Origin of the sequence: Streptomyces sp. CBMA291 (genome assembly GCF_014596525.1) — a bacterium.
Taxonomy (GTDB): domain Bacteria; phylum Actinomycetota; class Actinomycetes; order Streptomycetales; family Streptomycetaceae; genus Streptomyces.
In genome coordinates this window covers 13,976-35,556 of record NZ_MSJP01000115.1, presented here as the reverse complement: position 1 = coordinate 35,556, position 21,581 = coordinate 13,976, and the positions used below count along the sequence as shown (strand labels likewise).

22 protein-coding genes and 1 pseudogene are annotated in these 21,581 nt (G+C 70.9%); 12 read left to right on the top strand and 11 right to left on the bottom strand.

Annotation, left to right across the window (positions count from 1 at the left end):
• Positions 1-1,333: 1,333 nt before the first annotated feature.
• From BU197_RS30870 to BU197_RS29240, 3 genes are all read right to left on the bottom strand, one after another.
• Complete coding sequence (locus BU197_RS30870; protein WP_223183578.1) at positions 1,334-2,980, bottom strand: M64 family metallopeptidase; 1,647 nt, start codon at positions 2,978-2,980, stop codon at positions 1,334-1,336.
• Positions 2,981-2,996: 16 nt separating this feature from the next.
• Complete coding sequence (locus BU197_RS29245) at positions 2,997-3,461, bottom strand: hypothetical protein (RefSeq protein ID WP_188271347.1); 465 nt, start codon at positions 3,459-3,461, stop codon at positions 2,997-2,999.
• 401 nt (positions 3,462-3,862) lie between these two features.
• The gene (locus BU197_RS29240; RefSeq protein WP_188271346.1) at positions 3,863-4,306 is read right to left on the bottom strand and encodes a MarR family winged helix-turn-helix transcriptional regulator; all 444 of its coding nucleotides are present in this window, start codon (positions 4,304-4,306) and stop codon (positions 3,863-3,865) included.
• Between the two features lie 132 nt (positions 4,307-4,438).
• Here BU197_RS29240 and BU197_RS29235 point away from each other — a divergent pair, with 132 nt between their 5' ends.
• Positions 4,439-5,332: an MBL fold metallo-hydrolase gene (locus BU197_RS29235; RefSeq protein WP_317452245.1), complete on the top strand. Its 894-nt coding sequence runs from the start codon at positions 4,439-4,441 to the stop codon at positions 5,330-5,332.
• A 23-nt stretch (positions 5,333-5,355) separates the two neighbouring features.
• Positions 5,356-5,499: a hypothetical protein gene (locus BU197_RS29230; RefSeq protein ID WP_411158552.1), complete on the top strand. Its 144-nt coding sequence runs from the start codon at positions 5,356-5,358 to the stop codon at positions 5,497-5,499.
• Positions 5,500-5,552: 53 nt separating this feature from the next.
• Here BU197_RS29230 and BU197_RS29225 read toward each other — a convergent pair whose 3' ends face one another.
• Together BU197_RS29225 and BU197_RS29220 are read right to left on the bottom strand one after the other, a co-directional pair.
• Positions 5,553-5,777 (bottom strand): hypothetical protein, encoded by a 225-nt coding sequence (locus BU197_RS29225; protein WP_188271344.1) that lies wholly within the window; start codon positions 5,775-5,777, stop codon positions 5,553-5,555.
• The gene (locus BU197_RS29220) at positions 5,774-6,016 is read right to left on the bottom strand and encodes a hypothetical protein (protein ID WP_188271343.1); all 243 of its coding nucleotides are present in this window, start codon (positions 6,014-6,016) and stop codon (positions 5,774-5,776) included. The genes BU197_RS29225 and BU197_RS29220 overlap by 4 nt, the downstream gene beginning before the upstream one ends.
• A 107-nt stretch (positions 6,017-6,123) precedes the next feature.
• On the opposite strand from BU197_RS29220, the gene BU197_RS29215 reads away from it, so the two are divergent.
• Positions 6,124-6,945, top strand: coding sequence for a helix-turn-helix domain-containing protein (locus BU197_RS29215; RefSeq protein ID WP_188271342.1), 822 nt, complete (start codon positions 6,124-6,126; stop codon positions 6,943-6,945).
• Positions 6,938-7,129: a DUF397 domain-containing protein gene (locus BU197_RS29210; RefSeq protein ID WP_188271341.1), complete on the top strand. Its 192-nt coding sequence runs from the start codon at positions 6,938-6,940 to the stop codon at positions 7,127-7,129. The genes BU197_RS29215 and BU197_RS29210 overlap by 8 nt, the downstream gene beginning before the upstream one ends.
• Before the next feature lie 170 nt (positions 7,130-7,299).
• Here the strand turns inward: BU197_RS29210 and BU197_RS29205 are convergent, their stop codons facing one another.
• Positions 7,300-7,803: a GNAT family N-acetyltransferase gene (locus tag BU197_RS29205; protein WP_188271340.1), complete on the bottom strand. Its 504-nt coding sequence runs from the start codon at positions 7,801-7,803 to the stop codon at positions 7,300-7,302.
• A gap of 142 nt (positions 7,804-7,945) precedes the next feature.
• Between BU197_RS29205 and BU197_RS29200 the strand changes: the two genes are divergently transcribed.
• From BU197_RS29200 to BU197_RS30865, 6 genes and pseudogenes are all read left to right on the top strand, one after another.
• Positions 7,946-8,521 carry a PadR family transcriptional regulator gene (locus BU197_RS29200; protein ID WP_188271339.1) on the top strand — a complete coding sequence of 192 codons (576 nt, stop codon included), beginning with the start codon at positions 7,946-7,948 and terminating at the stop codon, positions 8,519-8,521.
• Between the two features lie 6 nt (positions 8,522-8,527).
• Positions 8,528-10,294, top strand: a complete 1,767-nt coding sequence (locus tag BU197_RS29195) for a sulfatase (protein ID WP_188271338.1) — start codon at positions 8,528-8,530, stop codon at positions 10,292-10,294.
• Between the two features lie 607 nt (positions 10,295-10,901).
• Positions 10,902-12,242 carry an MFS transporter gene (locus BU197_RS29190; RefSeq protein WP_188271337.1) on the top strand — a complete coding sequence of 447 codons (1,341 nt, stop codon included), beginning with the start codon at positions 10,902-10,904 and terminating at the stop codon, positions 12,240-12,242.
• Between the two features lie 31 nt (positions 12,243-12,273).
• Positions 12,274-13,059, top strand: coding sequence for an alpha/beta hydrolase (locus BU197_RS29185; protein WP_188271336.1), 786 nt, complete (start codon positions 12,274-12,276; stop codon positions 13,057-13,059).
• A 207-nt stretch (positions 13,060-13,266) separates the two neighbouring features.
• Positions 13,267-13,641: a DUF2087 domain-containing protein gene (locus tag BU197_RS29180; protein WP_188271335.1), complete on the top strand. Its 375-nt coding sequence runs from the start codon at positions 13,267-13,269 to the stop codon at positions 13,639-13,641.
• Positions 13,638-13,805, top strand: a pseudogene (locus BU197_RS30865) (lysine transporter LysE); the annotation flags it as partial. The gene BU197_RS29180 and the pseudogene BU197_RS30865, both read left to right, overlap by 4 nt.
• Positions 13,806-13,812: 7 nt before the next feature.
• Here the strand turns inward: BU197_RS30865 and BU197_RS29175 are convergent.
• Positions 13,813-14,694 carry a glycosyltransferase family 2 protein gene (locus BU197_RS29175; protein WP_223183577.1) on the bottom strand — a complete coding sequence of 294 codons (882 nt, stop codon included), beginning with the start codon at positions 14,692-14,694 and terminating at the stop codon, positions 13,813-13,815.
• A gap of 119 nt (positions 14,695-14,813) precedes the next feature.
• Positions 14,814-14,978 carry a hypothetical protein gene (locus BU197_RS29170; RefSeq protein WP_188271334.1) on the bottom strand — a complete coding sequence of 55 codons (165 nt, stop codon included), beginning with the start codon at positions 14,976-14,978 and terminating at the stop codon, positions 14,814-14,816.
• A gap of 302 nt (positions 14,979-15,280) precedes the next feature.
• On the opposite strand from BU197_RS29170, the gene BU197_RS29165 reads away from it, so the two are divergent.
• A complete protein-coding gene (locus BU197_RS29165) occupies positions 15,281-16,801 on the top strand; it encodes a chitinase (protein WP_188271476.1) in 1,521 nt (506 codons plus the stop codon).
• Between the two features lie 533 nt (positions 16,802-17,334).
• On the opposite strand, the gene BU197_RS29160 is transcribed toward BU197_RS29165, so the two are convergent.
• From BU197_RS29160 to BU197_RS29150, 3 genes are all read right to left on the bottom strand, one after another.
• Positions 17,335-17,616, bottom strand: coding sequence for a metal-sensitive transcriptional regulator (locus BU197_RS29160; RefSeq protein WP_188271333.1), 282 nt, complete (start codon positions 17,614-17,616; stop codon positions 17,335-17,337).
• 35 nt (positions 17,617-17,651) lie between these two features.
• The gene (locus BU197_RS29155; protein ID WP_188271332.1) at positions 17,652-19,916 is read right to left on the bottom strand and encodes a heavy metal translocating P-type ATPase; all 2,265 of its coding nucleotides are present in this window, start codon (positions 19,914-19,916) and stop codon (positions 17,652-17,654) included.
• Positions 19,917-20,026: 110 nt separating this feature from the next.
• The gene (locus BU197_RS29150) at positions 20,027-20,341 is read right to left on the bottom strand and encodes a cation transporter (protein WP_188271331.1); all 315 of its coding nucleotides are present in this window, start codon (positions 20,339-20,341) and stop codon (positions 20,027-20,029) included.
• A 182-nt stretch (positions 20,342-20,523) separates the two neighbouring features.
• Here BU197_RS29150 and BU197_RS29145 point away from each other — a divergent pair, with 182 nt between their 5' ends.
• A complete protein-coding gene (locus BU197_RS29145) occupies positions 20,524-21,531 on the top strand; it encodes a hypothetical protein (protein ID WP_188271330.1) in 1,008 nt (335 codons plus the stop codon).
• Positions 21,532-21,581: the final 50 nt, after the last annotated feature.

The following is a 21,581-nucleotide window of genomic DNA, read 5'->3' as shown; positions in this document are numbered from 1 at the left end:
ACCTCGCGGAGCAGGTACCGGACGAGTCCGCCGGGCCGGTGGACGGGGGTGCCGTTGGAGGGCAGTCCGCGCAGGACGTGGGCGCGGATGTCGGCGGGGGTGTGTCCGGCGTCGAGCCAGGCGGCGGCGAGTCGGGTCAGCTCGTCGCGCATGCCGGGCGGGATGTTCCGGAGGAGGGGCGAGAGGTCGGGGAGGGACCGGATGAGGGTGAGGGCGGCGCCGGTGGACGTAGCCGGTACGCCACCGCCCGCTTCGGCCCCTGCCTGGGCCCACGCCTGGGCTCCCGCCTCGGTCCCCGGCTGGGCCCCTGCCTGGGCTCCCCCCTCGGCCCCCGCCTCGGTCCCCGGCTGGGCCCCTGCCTGGGCCCCCGCCTCGGCCCTCACCTGCGCCCCCGCCTCGGCTCCCCCCTCGGCCCCCACCCGGGCTCCCATCTGGGCCCACCCCTCTGCCCGCACCTGGGCCCTCGCCCCCGCCCCCGGCGGGCCGTCGCCCGTCCTTCCCGCCACCGGCAGGCGGGCCTCGCCCGCCCCAGCCCCAGCCTCTGCCCCCTCCGCCGAGTGCGGCGGAAGGTTGGAAGGTGTTTCCCTTCGGGGGTGTTTTGGATAGCCGTCGGTGAGCCGGGGGGTCGGCTCACCGACCGTCGGATTCGGGGTACTCGGTGCGACCTGCGGCGATCCGGAAGAAGTGCTGGTGGGGGCGGTGGGTGCCTTGCCGAGGATCGCGGCGGCCTCCGCAGGGCGCAACGGGACGCTGGAGACGAGGTGTTGGGTGTTCCAGTGGCCGTCGGGTCCCTGGACGCGCCGCACGTGGACATACCCCTCCGCGATGAGCTGTCGCTTGGCGCGGGTGAAGGCGGTCGCCTTGATCCCGGCCCGTTCAGCCGTACGGGAGAGGGTTTCTTCGGCGTCGCCGGTCAGCGAGAGCTGCCAGGTCAGCAGTCGGGTGGCGTCGGAGGTGAGCCGGGGGTGCCGGATCAGTTCGTTGGAGAACTGTGAGAAGCCGCGCGAGGGCGCGATAAAGTGGCGGCAGATCACGGTGGACGGCGGCTTTCCACTAGTGGTTGAGGCCCTCGGATCGGTGATTGCAGTCACCCCGAGGGCCGTTTTTCTTGACGCTACCGGCTTTAAACCTGGCCACCCGGGTGAAGTGGGTGAAATACGCTCGGATGGGTGAAGTGAGGGAGGATGAGGGGGAGTTGGTAGACGGTTCCCCCGGTGTTGCGGAGTGGGAGCGGAGTTGACGCTTTCCGCGCACGCGTACGAAGAGAGCTGAGCGTTTCGAAACGCCGTCAGGCTCCCCCTCGGAGGCCCTGCCGTAAACCAGCCTGACCAGGCTAGATGTCACCCGCGGCGAAGGAGTACGCGGCGTCGCCGATTCTGGTCCAGGCGGTTCCGAAGCCGTCGAAGCGGTAGACGGCGTTACGCGACGGGGTCAGCCCGTAGACCGTGTCGGTGGCGACGGCGAACGACGCGCCGGCGCTTCCGGTGAGGCGCCAGCTGTCGGGCTTGCCGAGGTAGGCGTACAGATCGCCTGAGCTGGGATTCGTGGCGAGGAGCCCGTACCCCCAGTCCCCGGCGTAGAGGTGTCCTGCCGGTCCGCCGATCTTCGTCCAGGAGGTTCCGGTGCCGTCGTAGCGGTAGACGGCGTTCCGCGAGGGAGTCAGTCCGTAGACGGTGTCGTTGGTGACGGCGAATTCCGCGCCCGCGCTGCCGATGTGCTGCCAGTTGTCGGGTGTGCCGAGGAAGCGGTAGAGGTCGCCGGAACTGGGATTCGTGGCGACGAGCCCCCAGGCACCCGCGTACACATGTCCAGCAGCGCCGCCGATCCTCGTCCAGGAGGTTCCCGTGCCGTCGTAGCGGTAGACGGCGTTCCGCGAGGGAGTCAGTCCGTAGACGGTGTCGTTGGTGACGGCGAACTCGGCGCCCGCGCTGCCGATGAGCTGCCAGCTTTCGGGCGTGCCGAGGAAGCGGTAGAGGTCGCCGGAACTGGGATTCGTGGCGACGAGACCCCAGCCGCCCGCGTACAACTGCCCTGCCGGGCCACCGATCTTCGTCCATGCCGTGCCCGAACCGTCGTACCGGTACACGGCGTTCCTCGACGGAGTCAGCGCGCAGATGTTCCTGGTGACCTTCGTCCGGGCCCGGATCACCTGGCGGCACACATGGCAGAAGGGAACTCCCAACTCCCGCATCTTGCAGTCGTATTCGGGACGGAAGGCCCCGCAGTGGTAGTAGTGGGCGCCTTCGAAACAGCCGACCGTTCCGTCGGGAGCCGTGCTCGGCCGGGCGTCCACCGTCGCACAGTTCGGGTTGGACATGGTCGGCAGGGCGGTGGCCGGATCGACCGCCCAACCCCACTTCAGGGTCGCCCTGTTGGAGTTCAGCGTGACGTTCGGCTCGCCCGGTTCGCCCGCAGGGTGGTGGTCGTGCCCGGTCTCGTTGCCGCCCGCGTAGTACGGGTACTCGTCGGCGAATCCGTAAGCGGTGTGGCCGAGTTCGTGAATGGCGATCTCGGTCGCCCCGCTCGCGAGGGAGTACGTGCCGACCGAGCCGCCGCTCCCCCCGTAGACCGTGGAATTCACGACGACGATCGCGGCGGTGAACTCCGGGACCTGCGCGGCTGCGGTCTGGAGGACCGTCGTGTTGTCGCAGACGAGGAGTCGTCTGATGCCGTTGGCGCCGAACGTCGAGTCGAAGTAGGTGCGCGCCGTCGCCCCCGTGCCGCCGGCGCTGGCCGGGTCGTCCGCGCCCGAGTCGGTGGACGTGACGTTGACCCGCCAGATGTTGACCGACCGCCCGCTCCGGTCGAACGGCGGGGTGCTCGTCAGTGCGCTGACGAAGTCGGTGCAGGCGGTGTTGAAAGCGGTCTGCTGTGTGGTGGTGAATCCGTCGCCGAGCAGCACGAGGGTGAAAGCCCGGTTGCGCGGCGCTGTTCCGTGTATCTGTGTATGGCCTTGGACAGAGCCGTCGGAGGTGGTCATCGCGGTCCCCTGGTGCTTATCGCTCAAGCCGGAAGGTGGCGAGGTCGAGATCGCGTCTCGCTCCTGCGGGCGGACCGGCGGTCTCCTCGGGCAATGCCTCGAATTCCGGAGGTTCGACGCGGACCACGGCGACCTCGGCGGCATCGAGCGGCGCGGGAACGAGCACGGTGAAGGCGCCGCGCATGGGCACGTTCATCCGGACGATCGGCTCCGTATGGTCCTCGGGAAAGACCTCGGCGCTTTCCTGGAAGGCACCCCGTGCGGGAACGCGGGCGAGGCGGTTCCCGTGGCCGTCCCGCGTCTCCACGACGTAGTCGCCGGGGCGCGCCCTGAGGTCGGTTTCGATGCCGCTTTCTCCGGTGTCGACGTCGCTGACGACGGTGTCGACCGATTGCTGCGAGACGAGGCGTACGGTATCGCCCTCGTATTCGAAGATGAGGCGTACGGCTGGGGAGGGTTCCGTTTGCTGCGGGTTGGTCATGGCGAGACCTCTTCGGAGCGTGTGGACTCGGATGTTCTCCGTACGCGGTGGGTCCCGCGCGGCCGATGTGCGTACGTACGGCGGCGAGTTGGGCATCGGAGCCGCTCCGGCCCGTCCGGCGAGGTCTCGCGGACCGGATGTCCGGGCCGGTCCGGGAGGAATGCCGACGCGGAGCGGTAGGACCGCCCCAGCCCGTCGGGGGCGGGAGAGTCACGGACCCCGGAAGGGTGGTGTTCTCCTGGGTCGATTCTATCCCCGCGCCTCAAGCCCTGCCCTTCTGCGCCTGCCGTCGGGGCGGGTGCGGGAGGAACGTGAGCAACGACGCCTTATGGAAAGGCGGTTGGCCATCGCCGTCGCTGATCCTCCCCGCCGTGGACGGTGGCTCCGGTGCCCCCGCGCCCCTACGCCTCGGCGGATCCGGCGGCGGCGATGGCCTGACGCAGCAGGCTGCGGAGTGCGTCCTGCTCCTGCTCGGTCAGGCCCGTCGAGAAGGGCTTCTCGTTCAGGGTCTCCAGCAGCTTGGCTCGGCGTTCGGTGCCCTCGGGGGTGAGGTGCAGCTGCTTGGCCCGGCGGTCGGTGGGGTGGGGGCGGCGCTCGATCAGGCCCTGCTTCTCCAGCTTGTCGATCACGACGATGACGTTCGACGGCTCGCAGCTCATCAGCCCGGCCAGTTCACTCAGCGTCATCGGGCCGGTCAGCGCACGCAGCGTCGAAGCCTGCATGACCGTGAGCCCCACCTTGGTCGCCCGCTCCCGCAGAAGCGCGTTGTTGTGGATGTCCAGCCCGTGCACCAGCGCGGCCAGCTCCCACCACTGGCCTGGAGTCTCCGCGCCCGATGTCGTCATGCCTCCAGATTATCAACGCCCTTAAACCCATGATAGTTATGTAAATAACCTTTCAAGGTGTAAGTACTAAGCATGTAAGTACAGCAGGCACTAGGCACTAGGCGCTGAGCACCGCGCATGGAGATCACACCCGTGACAGACACGGCATCACCCCTGGACGAGCGGTTCCGGACCCCCTCCGGCATCCGGACCCTCACCCTTGGCGACACCAGGCTCACCTACGTACCCGATGGTCAGGCCAACCTCACCGCCCGAGTCCTGCTCGCGGCGGCCACCGAGGCGTACTGGGCGGAGCACGCCGCGTACCTCGACGACGACGGGCACCTGGTGGCCGGGCTCGGGGCGCTGCTCGTGGAACGCGACGGGCGCGCGATGCTGATCGACGCCGGAATGGGCCCCACGGAGGTGACGCTGCCGCACGTGGGCGTCATCACCGGCGGCACGATGCTGGACAACCTCGCCGCGCTCGGCCGCAGCCCCGAGGACATCGAGGTCGTCGCCCTCACCCATCTGCACCCCGACCATTCCGGGTGGGCCTGGCACCCCGCCCCCGGCGGCGACCGGCCCCCCTTCACCGAGGCGTCCGTCGTGCTCACCGAATCCGAGTGGCGGGGCCGTCACGACCACGAGATCCCGGGCCTGGCCGAGCGGGTCACGCTGGGCGACCTGGTCAAGCCCATGGAGCCGCAGGTGCGCACGGTGGCCGACGGCGAGGAGATCTTCCCCGGCGTCCGGGTCAGGTTCTCCCCGGGCCACAGCCACGGGCACGCCGCCTATGTCATCCACGCGGGCGGGAAGCGGGTGATCGCCTTCGGCGACGCCTTCCACACCCCGCTCCAGATCACCCACCCGCTGTGGGAGAACGTCATCGACCACGACCACCGGCAGGCCACCGCCCTCCGCCGCGACCTCGTCGGCGAACTCGCCGAACCCGACACGATCGGCTTCGGCATCCACTTCCCCCACCCCTTCGGCACGGTCCGCGACGAGGCCGGCCGCTCGGTCTGGCACCCCATCGAGGCCTGACCGCCCCCCCCATTCCCCTCCCGTTGGGTCGAGCCCCCGCCTTCGAGGAACGGATGTGGGCGAGGGCCGCCCGACGGGCGCAGACCACCCTCGACGGCTTGAACCGTCTGGTCGGCCCGGACCCGGCCCAAGCCCTCGCGGTCTTCGACGAGGTCCAGCCGACCTGACGGTACGAGCACGGGTATGGGTACCGGTACGCACGCCGGTTCCGGTGCCGGTATCAGTACGAGGGCCGGTCGGGCGTCGTACTGATGATGCGGAGGGCTCCGCGCGGGGTCAGCGCCTCGCGCTCCTCGGGGCTCGCCGCCCAGCACTGGTCGACGGGCGCCTCCCACAGGTACCCGCTGGGCCGGACCAGGCTGAGCAGATTCCCGTGAACGTCCCTGACCTGCCCGGTCAGCGCCCGCTGCCCGTCCGTGACGATGTCCCCGACGCGGTACCTCATCGGCCGGTCCGCGCCGGGTCGGACGCCAGGATCACGGTGAGCCGCTTGGCCCCGGCGACCCCGACGACCCCGAGCCCGTACCGGTGCACGTCCCCGCCACGGGAGCGGATCACATCCCGGTAGAGCCCGCTGGTGGGCAGCCCGGCGCGGTCCATGGCCGCCTTGAGTTCCCGGAAGACCCGCGCGGCTTCGGGCTCGGAGACGGGGCGGACGGGGGGTGTGTGGAGGGGCGGACGCATGGAGAACTCCTTCTGATGGATCTGCTCCGGATCGACTTCACGATGACGGGGACGGACCTACGCTCACCAGTAGTTGTGTTCCCAGCAGCAGGTGAGGAACGGGGCATATGCCAGGGGCAAAGGAGCTGGACCCCGGGGACAGCATCGAGCAGTACCTCGGAAACAAGGTGCGCGAGGCGCGCCTGGCGCTGGGCCGCGAGTGGACCCAGACACTCGTGGCGACGAAGACGTTCAGCAGCAAGTCGCGGATCTCGGAGATCGAGCGGGGGGAGGACCCGCCGGACCGCCGCTTGGCGGAGAAGCTGGAGATCGTACTGAGCCTCCCGTCCGGCACGTTGACGGATCTGGTCAAGATCCTGACGGTGCAGAACGTGCGGGACTACGCGCAGACGTACATGCGACGGCAGCTCGACGCGACGGCCATTCACGAGTTCTCCATCGTGGTGCCGGGTCTGTTGCAGACGGCCGGTTACGCACGCGCGGCGATGGAAGCGGGTCTCGCGGGCGACGCGACCCAGATAGGCGAATACGTACGGCGGCGACTGGAACGCCAAGCGGTGCTGGACCAGCCTGATCCGCCCTGGATGGTGACCGTGCTCGACGAGGCGTGTCTGCGTCGGGACATGGGCGGTGGCCAGGTGATGAGAGAGCAGATCGAGCACTTGGTGGCCATGTGCGAGCGGCCCAACGTGAACATCCAGGTACTTCCCATGAAGGGAGCGCCGGTAGCCGGTTCCGTGTCTCTCCTGACGCTTCCGAAAGGCCAGCGTGGGGCGTATACGGAGGGGTACGAGACGGGCAAGTACACGGAGGAACCGTCAGAGGTCATGCGGTTTCAGCGTGTCTATGATCTGCTCCAGCAGGGTGCGTTGGGTGTCCGGGCGTCCCTGGAACTGATGCGTTCGATCGCGAAGGAACACGATGACTGAGACAGTTCCCCACTGGCACAAGAGCTCGTACAGCGGCAACACCAACGACGCCTGCGTGGAGGTCGCCGTCAACCTCGCGACCATCCGCATCCGGGACACGAAGGACCACGCGAAGGGCGAGCTGACGGCGGCGCGGGGGGCGTGGTCGGAGTTCACCGCGTTCGCGGGGGCGCGGGGGGTCTGAGCCTTTCCGTACCGGGTGGCTGCGGCCGATGCAGGGCGCCGGTCTCGTCGCCCCGCAGAACAAGCGTGCCACCGGCACCACGGCCACCGGCACCACGGCCTCCGGGGATCACCCGCACTGCCGGAAGGCTCCGCCTCCACGCCTTCGAGACCAGTGCGGGTGACCACCGCCTACCTGTCGGGATGCCGGGGCAGGGCAAGCCAGTCCGGCCAGGAGATCTCACGGCCGAGGAAGCGCGGCTGCTCGAACGGCCAGTCGGCGGCGATCCACTGCGGCACCAGCGTGTCGAAGGCCTGCTCGACCTCGGTACCCACCAGTTCGTCCACCACCCACCAGGCGATCTCGCCGTCCGCGCCGGCCCTCTCCGGCGGGTCGATGTAGACGCAGCCGAGCAGAACCGTTTCCGCCGCGTCGAACAGCGCGTAGTTGAAGGACTGGTGCGCGGCGATCTCCTTCTCGTGCCGCAGAAGGTCGGCCTGGTCGGCCTCGTAGGTCATGGTGTCCGCAGGCCAGCCCCAGGCCGGGCCGAAGAGGGACCACAGCCGTTCGCGCGAACCCATCACGGCCGGATAGTCGAGCGGGGCGTCCGTCTCCCGGACCGGCCGCAGATGATGACCACCGCCCGGCAGCGGTACCAGGACGGGGTGGACGAAGTCGTCGGGAAGCCAGCTCATGGCGCCCGACCGTAGCAGCGCGCGGCCGTTCTCCCCCCTCTCCGCCCAAACCCCCCACCCCCGGAACCATTGACTCCGCCCCGCGCCCGACCTATAACACTGATGACATAGGTGAAAGTGCACATAGGCAAGGCGGCTCGTCATGGTCAAGTTCGAGTACGTGCTCCTCGCGCTGCTCGCCGGGCGTCCCCGGAGTGGGTTCGATCTCGGGCGGTGGCTGGAGACCGAGGGGCAGTTCCTGCGCTCCCGGGCGCACCACAGTCAGATCTACCGGCTCCTGGCCCGTCTGGAAGGGAACGGCTGGGCCGAGTACGAGGTCGACCCGCGCGACGGGCGGCCCGACGCCAAGGTGTACCGGATCACGCCCGACGGGCGGGACGCCCTGCTCGTCTGGGTGCGGTCGCCGTACCAGCCGACCAGCCGCTACCACGACCCGGACTTCCTCGCCCGGTTCGCCTTCGCCGCTCCGCTCGACCCGGAGGCGGCCGCCCGGCTCATCCGGACCGAGATCGCCTTCCGCCGCGACCACATCGCCCGCAACCGCCACCGCGACCGCACGCTCGTCTTCGAGGACCCGATCCCCGAGATGGACACCGCCTTCGCGCAAGAGGTCTTCGACGAGCTCCACCAGCGAGGAGCCGATGGACTCGACGAGTGGATCGCCTGGCTTGAGCAGATGCTGCACCGCCTGGAAGACCGTCCGAGCAGGGAAGGGTAATCCCGTATGAAGGCCATCATGGTCATGTTCGACAGCCTCAACCGGCACATGCTGCCGCCCTACGGCGCCGACTGGACCCACGCCCCCAACTTCGCCCGGCTCGCCGAGCGGGCCGTCACCTTCGACAACGCCTACGCCGGTTCCATGCCCTGCATGCCGGCCCGCCGCGAACTGCACACCGGCCGCTACAACTTCCTGCACCGCAGCTGGGGTCCCCTCGAACCCTTCGACGACTCCACCCCCGAGCTGCTCAAGCAGAACGGCGTCTACACCCACCTGTCCAGCGACCACCCGCACTACTGGGAGGACGGCGGCGCCACCTACCACGGCCGCTACAACACCTGGGAGTTCTCCCGGGGCCAGGAGGGTGATCCCTGGAAGGGGCACGTCGCCGACCCCGAGACCCCCGAGTCCCTCCGCCGCATGCGCCACGAGAGCTACCGGCAGGACTGGATCAACCGCCAGTACATGGCCACCGAGGACCGGCACCCGCAGACCCTCACCTTCGACGCGGGCCTCGACTTCATCCGTACCAACAAGGACTCCGACCGCTGGTTCCTCCAGATAGAGACCTTCGACCCGCACGAGCCCTTCTTCACCCACCAGCGGTACAAGGACCTCTACCCGCACGACTACGAAGGGCCGCACTTCGACTGGCCCGACTACACCCGCGTCACCGAGACCGACGACCAGGTGGCCCACGCCCGCTTCGAGTACGCCGCCCTGCTCTCCATGTGCGACCGCTCCCTCGGCCGGGTCCTCGACGCCATGGACGAGCACGGGCTCTGGGACGACACCCTCCTCATCGTCAACACCGACCACGGCTTCCTCCTCGGCGAGAAGGGCTGGTGGGCCAAGGCGGTCCAGCCCTGGTTCAACGAACTCGTCCACCTCCCCCTCTTCGTCTGGGACCCCCGCCACCCCGGGACCGCAGGCGAACGGCGCGCATCCCTCGTCCAGACCATCGACATCGCCCCCACCCTCCTCGACCACTTCGGCGTCGCCCGCCCCGCCGACATGCAGGGCTCTCCGCTGCCCGTCGCCGACGACACCCCCGTCCGCGAAGCCGGACTCTTCGGCGCCCACGGCGGACACGTCAACGTCACCGACGGCCGGTACGTCTATATGCGCGCGCCCCTCACCACCGACAACTCTCCGTTGTACGAGCACACCCTCATGCCCACCCATATGCGCGGCCGCTTCTCACCCGCCGAACTCGCCCACGCCGAACTCGCCGGACCCTTCGGCTTCACCAAGGGCATCCAGACCCTCCGCACCCCCGCCCGCCCCCTCCTCAACCCCTACCACCAGGGCACCCTCCTCTTCGATCTGGAGAACGACCCCCACCAGCTGTCCCCGCTCGTCGACGACGCCGCCGAACTGCGCATGGCGACCCTCCTCGTCGACACCCTCCGCGCCTCCGAGGCCCCGCCGAGCCAGTACGCCCGCCTCGGCCTTCCCGAGACCGGACCCGTCACCGAGGAACACCTCCTCGTCCGCGCCCAGCGCGAACGCGCCGAGTCCTTCGCCGAGCCGCTGCCGCGCCCGGAGGACTACCCGACCGGCCGCCTGTCCCTGCGGACACCCGTCCGCACCCTGATCGCCGACCCGGTCGCCGGGGAGATCCTGCGCAAGCACCTGCCCGCGCTCCTCGCCACCGAACTCCTCCAGTTCCTCGCCGGAATGTCCCTCATCGACGTCGCCGGCATCTCGGGCGGCCAGGTCCCGGCGACCGCGCTCCGCTCGATCGCGGACGAACTCGCCACGGTCTGAGGCTGGTTGGGGCCGTACGGCGCAACCCGCCGTGCCTCCAGCCGACTTGACCTCGCCGGTGTCGGTGTCGGTGTTGGCCCCGGTCCCGGTGCTGCCGGTGTCGCCGCTGTCGGCGTTGCCGTCGGTGTCATGAGCGTCGTCCGCTTCGGGGGTCCCGCCAGGCCCCCACCTGGGATCTCCCGGGCTTCGCCCGGACCCTCCTGGGCCTTCTAGGACCCTCTTGAACCCTCTTGGATCCTTCCGGTCTCCGTCAGGCGTACCCCTGACCTGACCTGGCCTCCTTCGGATCTCTTCGAACCTCGAAGGGAACCCCTTCCCGTTCCCCTCCCCAGGACTCCCCAGGACTTCCCGGTCCTCGCCGGTCCTCCCCGGACCCCTCCGTCTTCCTTCCCCTCTTCACTCAGGCCGCACCCGGCCCCCTCCGGGCTACCCAGCCGCACCCCGGCCCCGGTCCCAGCACAGTGTTCGGCCGCATCCCGGCCTCATTCCGGCCTCACCCCGGCACGCAGTTCGGCCGGTGACAGGGTGGCCGCCCCGTCACCGGCCCGCACACCTGCCCTTCCCGCACGGCTCCCGCGAAGAAACGACGCGATGAAAGGACGGCGCGATGTCCGAGCTTATCGACGGTCCCGCGACCACCCCCACAGCCCACCCTCCGAAGGTCGAGGGGCGCTGGCGGCAGCTCTCCCTCCTCGGCGGGTCCCAGCTCGTGGACAACACCGAGGCCGGGATCATCTCCGGGCTCTTCCCGGTGATCAAGCAGGCCCTCGGCCTCTCGCTCGGCGCGCTCGGCGTCCTGACGGCGGCGGGCAAGCTCGTCGGCGTGGTCACCACCCCGCTGTGGGTGTGGGCGGCCACGCGCTGGTCGCGCAAGGGCGTCCTCGTGATCTGCGCCGGACTGTGGGGCGTCTGGAGCATCGCCCTCGGCTTCTCCCAGAACTTCGCCCAGCTTCTGATCTTCTCGACGATCCTCTCCGCCGGATTCGTCGGCGCGACCCCGATCGTCACCGAAATCATCAGCGACCTCTTCGACACCCGCAGCCGGGGACGGGCGGTCGGACTGTTCTACGGGGTGATCGCGCTGGCCTCGTCCCTGGTCGCCGTCCTCAAGGGGCAGCTCGCGGGCGTGGAGGACGGCTGGCGCTGGGGCCTGTGGGTGCTCGGCGTCCTCGGCATCGGTTACGGGCTCGTCCTGTGGCGGGGTCTGCGCGACCCGGGGCGCGGCGCATCCGAGCCCGAACTGGCCGGGCTCGACCGGGCCGAACGGGAAGCCGCGTCCCGGCTGACCTGGGGGAAGGCCATGGCCCTCCTGAAGATCCCGACGTTCCGGGTGCTGCTGGTCTCCCGGCTCCTCTCGGGACACCTGCTGGTCCTGTCGTTCGGCGTGGTCTACCTGGTGGACGTGTACGGCTTCACCACGCAGACCGCGTCCCTGGTGCTGCTGCCCGGCGGCGTCGGCATCTTCACGGGCAACCTCCTCGGCGGCTTCCTCGGCGACCGCGCCACCCGCCGCAGCCCCGCCCACGGACTGCCCGCGCTGCTCCAGATCGCGCAGATCCTCTTCGCCGTCTTCGCCTTCTTCGGCACGCAGTTCTCGTACGGCGGGATCGGCTTGTACGCGCTGTTCTTCGGGTTCATGGGGCTGGCGCAGGGCCTCAACCCGGGGATCAACCGGCCGATGGTGATGGCCGTGGTGCCGCCGGGGCTGAGGTCCGCCGCCTTCACGATCTACGTGTCCTACTTCGAGGCAGCCGCGTGGGCGGTCTTCGGCCTCGGCGCCGGGTTCCTCGGAGACAGGATCGGCCTGCGCCCGGTCTTCCTCGTGGCCCTCGTCCTGCTCATGCTGGTCAACGGCCTCTTCCTGTCCCTCCTGCACCGCACGTACGGGCGGGACGCCGAACGCATGCGGAGCGAACTGGAGCTGCGACGGGTGGAGATGAACCGGTGAGACGCGGTGACGTCAGTCGAGAGGAATACCCGTGAGCCACCCGTCCGAGGAGAGCGTCGTGGAGTACGCAGGGAAGCACGCCGTGGAGTACGTCGAGGAGAGCGCCGCCTACGAGAGCCCTGGCCGGGGGGATCGGGCGCTGCTGCTGCATCGGCCCGTCGGCGTGCCGTCCGCCGCCGTGGTCCTCTTCCACGGAGGTGGCTGGCGTGCGGGCTTCCCCGAGCAGCTCGTGCCCCAGTGCCGTCGCCTCGCCTCGGCGGGAGTCCTCGCGGCGAGCGCGGGCTACGGGCTGATCGGCCGGGACTCCACCGGCATCGAGGGGTGCGCGGCCGACGCCCGCGCCGCCGTGGAGCACGTAAGGCGACTCGCGCCCGGAGTACCGCTGTTCGTGGGCGGTGGCTCGGCGGGCGGCCAACTCGCCCTGAGGGAAGCCCTGGACGGCGGTCTCCGGATCGCAGGCCTTCTGCTGTTCAACCCCGTCGTGGATCTCTGCGCGGCCGGCCCGGCGGGAGAGCTGCTGCGGGAGACGGCCGGTCTGGACGCGGCCCGCGCCGAGGCCGTGTGCCCCCTCCATCTGGTACGCCCGGGGGCGCCGCCCGCGATCGTCTTCCACGGCACGGCCGACACGATCGTCCTCATCGGGGACGCCCGGCGCTTCCGGGACGCGATGCGGGCGTCGGGCAACGGGTGCGAACTCGTCACGTACGAGGGGGCGCCGCACGGCTTCTTCAACCCGGGGGCGGAGAAGAAGAGTTGGCATGAGGAGCCGATGGGGCTCGCGGTGTCCTTCGTACGCCGGGTGGCGGAGGGGGAGTGACGACGGCCGGGTGAGGCGGGAGGGGGCCCGCGCGAGGCGCGACGGCGGGAGACCTCGCCCGTCCGGGCCCGTCACCGCACGGCACCCCTCCGCGCCGAAGCCCCTCCGCGCGGCACCCTCGGCGCGCCGAAGCCCCTCCGTACCGAAGCCCCTCCGCGCCGAAAACCCTTTGCGGGGGCCGGTTCGTGGGCGTCAGGCTACTCGGCCATGACCAGTCATCCACCGGCCCCCGCCGCGCCTGCCGCCCCTGCCGCGAGCCCGGATCTCCCCGCCCCCGCCGCGCGCCCGGACCGCTCCGTCGCCGACCTCTTCGCCGCCGACGGGCGGCTGCGGGCGATCCCGCGCCGCCCGGCCCGTCGGGAGGCGCTGCTCGCGCACCTGACCGCGACCCTCTTCGAGACCGGGCGCGACTATCGCGAACCCGAGGTGAACGAGGCGCTCAAGGGCGTGCACGAGGACTTCCCCGCGCTCCGCAGGGCCCTCGTCGTCGGCGGTTTCCTGACCCGTACGAAGGACGGCTCCGCGTACCGCCGACAGCAGCGGCCCGACGTCCCCGGAGGCGCGATCACCTCCGTCGCGTGACCGGGGCGGTGGCTGCCGGGCTGCTCGCGGGCTACGGCATCGCGATCCCGGTCGGCGCGGTCGGCGCGCATCCGGTGGCCGTCACGGCGCGGGCCGGGTGGCGTACCAGAGCGGGCGCGGCCCTCGGCGTCGCCACGGCCTACGGGGCGTACGCGCTCCTCGCGAGACGGCCTAGACGACGGGTGGTCTGCCCAGCCGTGTCATACGCCAGACCGTGCTCCACCGCAGGGGGCGGCGCGGCGGGCAAGGGACCCGTACGCCCTCGAAGAAGCCCGCCCACCAGGCTCGCAGCCCGGTCAGCGGCGGGCGTTGGAGCAGGGTGTACGCCGCCCAGGACGTCAGGTACACCGGGATCAGGGCGGCGGGCAGGTGCCGCTTCGCCAGCCAGACCCGGTTGCGGGCCGTCATCCGGTAGTACACCGCGTGCCGGGCGGGGGAGGTCTTCGGGTGCTGGAGCACCAGCCGTGGCTCGTAGCGGATGTCCCAGCCTCGGTCGAGGGCCCGCCAGGCCAGGTCGGTCTCCTCGTGGGTAAAGAAGAAGGCTTCGGGCCACCCGCCGGTCTCCTCCAGCATCGGCATCGCCAGGGCGTGCCCGCCGCCGAGGAACGTCGTCACCAGACCCCGCCGCAGCGGACCGTCGCCCCGCAGGCGCGGGATGTGCCGCCGCTGGGTGGCCCCCGTCTCGTCCGCGATGCGGAAGGAGACGATGCCGAGGCGCCGGTCGGCCTCGTACAGGTCGGCGAGCCGCCGGAAGACGTCGGTGCCGGGGAGCAGCCCGTCGTCGTCCAGGTCCACCAGGACGTCCACGTCCCCGAACTCCCGCAGGTGCCGCCAGGCGACGTTCCGGCCGCCGGAGACCCCCCGGTTCTCCGGCAGTTCCACCGTGGTCACGCCCTCGGGCAGACCGGTCAGGGGCGTCCCGTTCCCGACCACCACGATCCTGGTCGCGGCCTCGTCCTGCGCGGCCACCGAGGCGAGCAGGGCCAGCAGTTCGGGCATCCGGTCGCCCTGCGTCAGCACGGCGACCCCCATCCGGGGCCGGGTCACGTTCATCGCTGCTTCCTTGGGCCGGTTGAACGGCGAGCCTACCGCCGTCGAACTCCCGGCTCCGGAGGAGCGAGGGGGTGCCGCCCCGTGCCGACGGCGTCGGCCGGCCCTTCCGTTCCCGTCCGCTACCCCGCACACGCCGGAAGGAACTCCAGTCCCTCGGGGGTGCCGAAGCGGAGGACGGCGAGGTACGCCTCCGGGTAGTCGCAGCCGACATGGGTCCACTGGAGTGCGAAGACGGTCCAGACGACGAACGCCGCAAGCAGAAACCAACGCCACCCTTTTGACATGTCCGTTACGTGCCCGACGCGCCGAAGGAGTAATCCGTTCCTCTCCTCCGGTAGCCCCAACCTCCCTCCCTCTCGCGGCGATTGGACCAGTCCAAGCACGCTCCGCAACGCCCCAGGAAGGGCCCGCCTTCAGTGGGCATGACACGCGCGGGTGCCCGTAATTGGTCTAGTCCAACTTTTGTTCAAGTGCCGTCCAAGACGTTGACGCGGCCGGGGCCTGGGGGTTTCCGTATCCCGACAGCCGTGCGCGACAACGGCGTTGCCGCACCCCCGCACCCCCCCACACTCATTGGATGGCCATGATGAGACGCATGAGGACGCTCCGCTCCGCCCTCACCGCTGCCGCGACCGCCGTCGCCGCGCTGGGCCTGGCGGCCACCACCACCGCCCCCGCCCAGGCGGCCACCCCCACCCCCGCCCACGTCTTCGCCCCCTACTTCGAGGCCTGGACCGGCGAGAGCCCCGCCGCCCTCAGCGCCGCGTCGGGTGCCAAGCACCTGACGATGGGGTTCATCCAGACCGCCACGAAGGGCTCGTGCACGGCGTACTGGAACGGCGACACGAGCATGCCGCTCGCGCAGTCGACCTTCGGCGCCGACATCAAGACCATGCAGCAGCGCGGCGGGGACGCCATCCCGTCCTTCGGCGGCTACACGGCCGACACCACCGGCACCGAGATCGCCGACAGCTGTACCGATGTCAACCAGATCGCTGCCGTCTACCAGAAGGTCATCACGACCTACGACGTCAGCCGTCTCGACATGGACATCGAGATCGACTCGCTCGACAACACCGCGGGCATCGACCGCCGCAACAAGGCGATCAAGATCGTCCAGGACTGGGGCGCCGCCAACGGGCGCAACATCGAGATCTCGTACACCCTGCCGACGACCACCCGGGGCCCGGCCGCCAACGGCACCGCGCTGCTCAAGAACGCCGCGGCCAACGGCGTTCGTGTCGATGTCGTCAACCTGATGACCTTCGACTACTACGACAACGCGGCCCACGACATGGCCAACGACACCAAGACCGCGGCCCAGGGTCTGGTCGACCAGCTCGCCAAGATCTACCCCACGAAGACGCAGCAGCAGCTGTGGGCGATGGTCGGCATCATCGAGATGATCGGCGTCGACGACTTCGGCCCCGCCGAGACCTTCAGCCTGGCCAACGCCCGTACGGTCTACGACTGGGCGGTCTCGAAGGGCATCAACACCCTTTCCTTCTGGGCGCTCCAGCGTGACAACGGCAGCTGCGCCGGTGGCGCCGCCGCCGACAACTGCTCCGGCATCGCGCAGAACACCTGGGACTTCTCCCACATCTTCGCGCCGTTCACCAGCGGCACCACCGCCCCCGCCAACGACTTCTCGGTGAAGGCCACCCCGGCCGCCGCGACCGTCACGGCCGGCGGCTCCACCACCGCCACGGTCAGCACCGCCGTCACCGCCGGTTCCGCCGAGACGGTGAACCTCTCGGTCAGCGGCCTGCCCGCGGGCGTCACCGCCACCCTCAGCCCCACCTCGGTGACGGCCGGCGGTTCCTCCACGCTCACCCTGAACACCGCGACGACCACGGTCTCCGGCACTTACCAGATCGCCGTCAACGGCGCGAGCGCCTCCGCGGGTCACGCGGCGGTCATCTCCCTGACGGTCAACGGCGGCGCCACCCAGTGCACCGCCGGCGCGTGGGCCTCCTCCTCGGTCTACACCGGCGGCCAGACCGTCTCCCACAAGGGCCACACCTGGAAGGCCAAGTGGTGGACGACGGGCGAGGAGCCCGGCACCACCGGCGAGTGGGGCGTCTGGCAGGACCTGGGCGCCTGCTGACCCAGCCTGACCGGCACCGGCCGAGTCCCATCGGCTGAATCACCGCGACCCGCTTCGGAGGCCACCGCCTCCGGGGCGGGTCGTTCGCATGCGCCGGTACGGGGAGGCGGGAGGCGTGCGGGGGCGCTCGCAGGGGCGGCCGGTACGGGGAGGCGCGCGGGGCCTCGTTCGAGCTGGGCCCCGGACCGGCACCCGCCGACGCGCAGGGCCGGTGCTCCGGCCCGAACGGCCGGTACTCCGGCCCGAACGCCACCGGCGTCGGCGTGGCCCGTTCCCTGGCCCCGCCGGTTCCGGGCCCGCTCTGCATCACCTGGGGTGTTCCCGGCCGGTGGACCCTCGGCCGCGTCCTCGTCCTCGCGGGACTGGCGATGCCGTACGCGGTCCGGTGGGCCGAGCGGGTCCGTACGCGAGAAAAGGGCGCGGGTGCGGATCGCTTACCCGCACCCGCACCCGTACCCGCACCCGTACCTGTTCCGGCGTCCGTACCCGTACCCGTCCCCCTCCCCGTCCTCGTATCTCCCCTTCCGGGTCCCTCACGTCCTGATCAGTCGGGCGATGGCCTTCGACGCCTCGCTCACCTTCTCCTTCGCCTGGTCCCCGCCCTGGGCGATGGCCTCGGTGACGCAGCAGCTCAGGTGCTCGTCGAGCAGGGCCACCGCGCAGGACTGGAGGGCCGCGTTGATCGCCGAGACCTGGGTGAGGACGTCGATGCAGTAGACGTCCTCGTCCACCATCCGCTGCACCCCCCTGACCTGCCCCTCGATCCGGCGCAGCCGCCTGATGATGTCTTCCTTGTGCTGTCCGTAACCGGCCACGACAGGCTCCTCGGAGGGAAGGGAAGGGGGGAGGGTCAGCGGTCGAGGGGCTGGAAGCCGCGGAGCCGCAGGCTGTTGCCGACCACGAAGACCGAGGAGAAGGCCATGGCCGCGCCCGCGATCATCGGGTTGAGCAGTCCGGCGGCGGCCAGCGGCAGCGCGGCCACGTTGTAGGCGAAGGCCCAGAAGAGGTTGGACCGGATCGTGCCGAGCGTCCGGCGGGAGAGCCGGATGGCGTCGGCGGCGGCCCGCAGGTCGCCCCGGACCAGGGTCAGATCGCCCGCCTCGATGGCGGCGTCCGTGCCGGTGCCCATCGCGAGCCCCAGATCGGCCTGGGCGAGCGCGGCGGCGTCGTTGACCCCGTCGCCGACCATGGCGACCGAACGGCCCTCGCCCTGGAGCCTCTTGACGACGTCGACCTTGTCCTGCGGCATGACCTCCGCGATGACCTCGTCGATGCCGACCTCGGCGGCGACGGCCTCGGCGACCGCCTTGTTGTCGCCGGTCAGCAGGATCGGCGTGAGCCCGAGGGCGCGCAGCCGCCGGATGGCCTCGGCGCTGGTCTCCTTGACGGCGTCGGCGACTTCGAGGACGGCGCGGGCCTCGCCGTCCCAGGCCACCGCGATGGCCGTCCTGCCCGCCGCCTCGGCGGTCTCCTTCGCGGACTTGAGCGAGGCCGGAAGCTCCATCGCCCACTCTTCGAGGAGCTTCTCCCGGCCGACGAGGACGGCGTGTCCTTCGACGACGCCCTGGACGCCGAGACCGGGGACGTTGGCGAAGTCCTCGGGGGTCGGCAGCGTCCCGACCTTGGCGGCGGCGCCGGTCGCGACCGCCTGGGCGATCGGGTGCTCCGAGGAGTGTTCGAGGGCGCCCGCGAGCCGCAGGACGTCCCGCTCGTCGACGCCCGGCGCCGTGTGCGTACGGAGGAGGGTCATCCGGCCGGTGGTGACGGTGCCGGTCTTGTCGAGGACGATCGTGTCGACCTTGCGGGTGGTCTCCAGGACCTCGGGCCCCTTGATCAGGATGCCGAGCTGCGCGCCCCGGCCGGTGCCGACCATGAGGGCGGTCGGGGTGGCCAGGCCCAGGGCGCAGGGGCAGGCGATGATCAGTACGGCGACGGCGGCGGTGAAGGCGGCGGTGAGGCCCTGCCCGGTGCCGAGCCAGAAGCCGAGGGTGCCGAGCGCGAGGGCGATCACCACGGGGACGAAGACGGCGGAGATCCGGTCGGCGAGGCGCTGGGCGGCGGCCTTGCCGTTCTGGGCGTCCTCGACGAGCTTCGCCATCCGGGCGAGCTGGGTGTCCGAGCCGACCCGGGTGGCCTCGACGACGAGCCGGCCGCCCGCGTTGAGGGTGGCGCCGGTGACGGAGTCGCCGACGGCGACCTCGACCGGGACGGACTCGCCGGTGAGCATGGAGGCGTCCACGGCGGAGGAGCCCTCGACGACGGTGCCGTCGGTGGCGATCTTCTCGCCGGGGCGGACCAGGAAACGGTCGCCGACCTGGAGGTCGGCCGTCGGCACGGTGACCTCCCGGCCGCCGCGCAGCACGGTGACCTCCTTGGCGCCGAGCTGCATCAGCGCCTTGAGCGCCGCGCCCGCCTTCCGCTTCGAGCGGGCCTCGAAGTAGCGGCCCGCGAGGATGAAGGCGGTGACGCCCGCCGCGGCCTCCAGGTAGATGTTCCCGGCGCCGTCGGTACGGGCGATGGTGAACTCGAAGGGGTGCGTCATGCCGGGCGTACCGGCGGTGCCGAAGAACAGCGCCCACAGGGACCAGAGGAAGGCGGCGATCGTGCCGACCGAGATCAGGGTGTCCATGGTGGCCGCGCCGTGCCTGGCGTTGGTCCAGGCGGCCTTGTGGAAGGGCCAGGCGGCGTAGACGACGACCGGCGCGGCGAGCGTGAGGCTCAGCCACTGCCAGTACTCGAACTGGAACGCGGGGACCATCGCCATCGCGATGACCGGTACGGCGAGCGAGACGGCGGTGATCAGGCGCTGCCGCAGCGGCCGCAGCTCCTCGTCGGCCTTCTCCTCGTCGGAGGGGCCCTCGGCGCCCGGGGCCGCGGACTTCGGGGGCGCGGGCTCGGCGGCGGTGTAGCCGGTGGCCTCGACGGTGGCGATCAGGTCGGCGACGTCGACGTCCGCGCCGAAGGTGACCTTCGCCTTCTCGGTGGCGTAGTTGACGGTGGCCTCGACCCCGTCCATCCGGTTGAGCTTCTTCTCGATGCGGGCCGCACACGAGGCGCAGGTCATGCCGCCGATGGCGAGCTCGACCTGGGCGGTGCCCGGTGTCGTCGTTGTCATGCGTCCGCTCCTCGTGCGTACGGGGTGGGGCCTGGGTATCTGGCGGGGGGTTTCGGGGGCCGGGGCCCGAGTCGGTTCGGGCGGGCCCCGGCGGCCGAGGGGGCTTGAGGTCAGGCGCGGCCGGTCAGCTCGTAGCCCGCGTCGTCGACCGCCGCGGTGACGGCGGCGTCGTCGGGCTCGCCGCCCGTGGTGACGGTCACCAGACCGCCGGCGAGGTCGACGTCCACGGCGAGGACCCCGTCCAGGGCGCCGACGGCCTGGGTGATCGCGCTCTCGCAGTGGCCGCAGGTCATGCCGGAGACGGCGTAGACGGTGGCGGTGCTTTCGGCGACGGCGACGGCGACGGCGGTGGATCCGGCGGTCTCGGTGGACTCGGTGGCGTCGGTGGTCGAGCAGCTGTGGTCGGGGGTGCAGCAGGAGCCCATGGCTTCCTCCTTGGTCGGTTCCGGTCCCGGGATACCCTCGGGGGGTATTCGGTTGTGAGTCCATGTATACCCCCCTGTGGTATCGGACGCAAGCAGGGACCCCTTCTTGACTTGATACCCCCCAGGGGTATGGTGAAGACGTTGGACGGCCCACCACCCACCCCATGTACGGGAGAGCAGCCATGAACACCGGAGTGAAGATCACCGCCTTTGCCGCCGCGCTCGCCGCGACCTTCGGGACCGCGTACGGGGTCGGCAAGGGCATCGGCCCCGTCGAGGAGCCGAAGAAGACCGAGCACGGCGACCACGCGACCGCCGACCCGGCGCCGGGGGACGAGCGGGCGCCCGGCGGGCACGCGGGGCACGGGGAAGGCGCGGGTCACGGGGAAGGCGCGGGCGCGGGAGCCGGTGCGAACCTCCCCGGCGGCCTCCAGATCTCCCAAGGCGGCTACACCCTCGCCCTGGAGACCCCCGTCACCCCCGCGGGGAAGAGCGTCCTCAAGTTCTCCGTCAAGGACGCGCAGGGCCGCAAGGTCACCGCCTTCAGCACCGAGCACGGCAAGGAACTGCACTTCATCGTCGCCTCCCGCGACCTCGGCACCTTCCGTCATCTGCACCCCGTGAGGGCGGCCGACGGCACCTGGACGACCCCCGTCGACCTGCCCGCCGCCGGCGGCTACAAGGTCTTCGCCGACTTCAGGCCCGCCGCGCCCGGCGCCCAGGGCGTCACCCTCGGCGCCGACCTCGCGGTGCCGGGGGCGTACGCGCCGAAGCCGCTGCCCGCCGCCGTCCCGACCTCCACCGTCGACGGCTACCAGGTCCGACTCGGCGGCACCCTCGACCCCGGCAAGGCCGGTGAACTGCGGCTCACCGTCACCAAGGGCGGCAAGCCCGTCACCGACCTCCAGCCCTACCTCGGCGCGTACGGGCACCTCGTCGCCCTCCGCGACGGCGACCTCGCCTACCTCCATGTGCACCCCAACGAGGGCGCGGCGGGGCCGGACATCTCCTTCACCGCGACGGCACCCAGCGCGGGGACGTACCGTCTCTTCCTGGACTTCCAGCACGAGGGCAAGGTCCGCACGGCCTCCTTCACCGTCACGGCGGGCGGCTCGGGCGCGCCCGCCGTGTCGCAACCGCCTGTCACGGGTGATGCCGTGCACGATGCGGGAGGGCACGCGCACGGCTAGGCTGGTCATTGGACTAGACCTATAGCCGTCATTCATGGAGGAATGGGCTC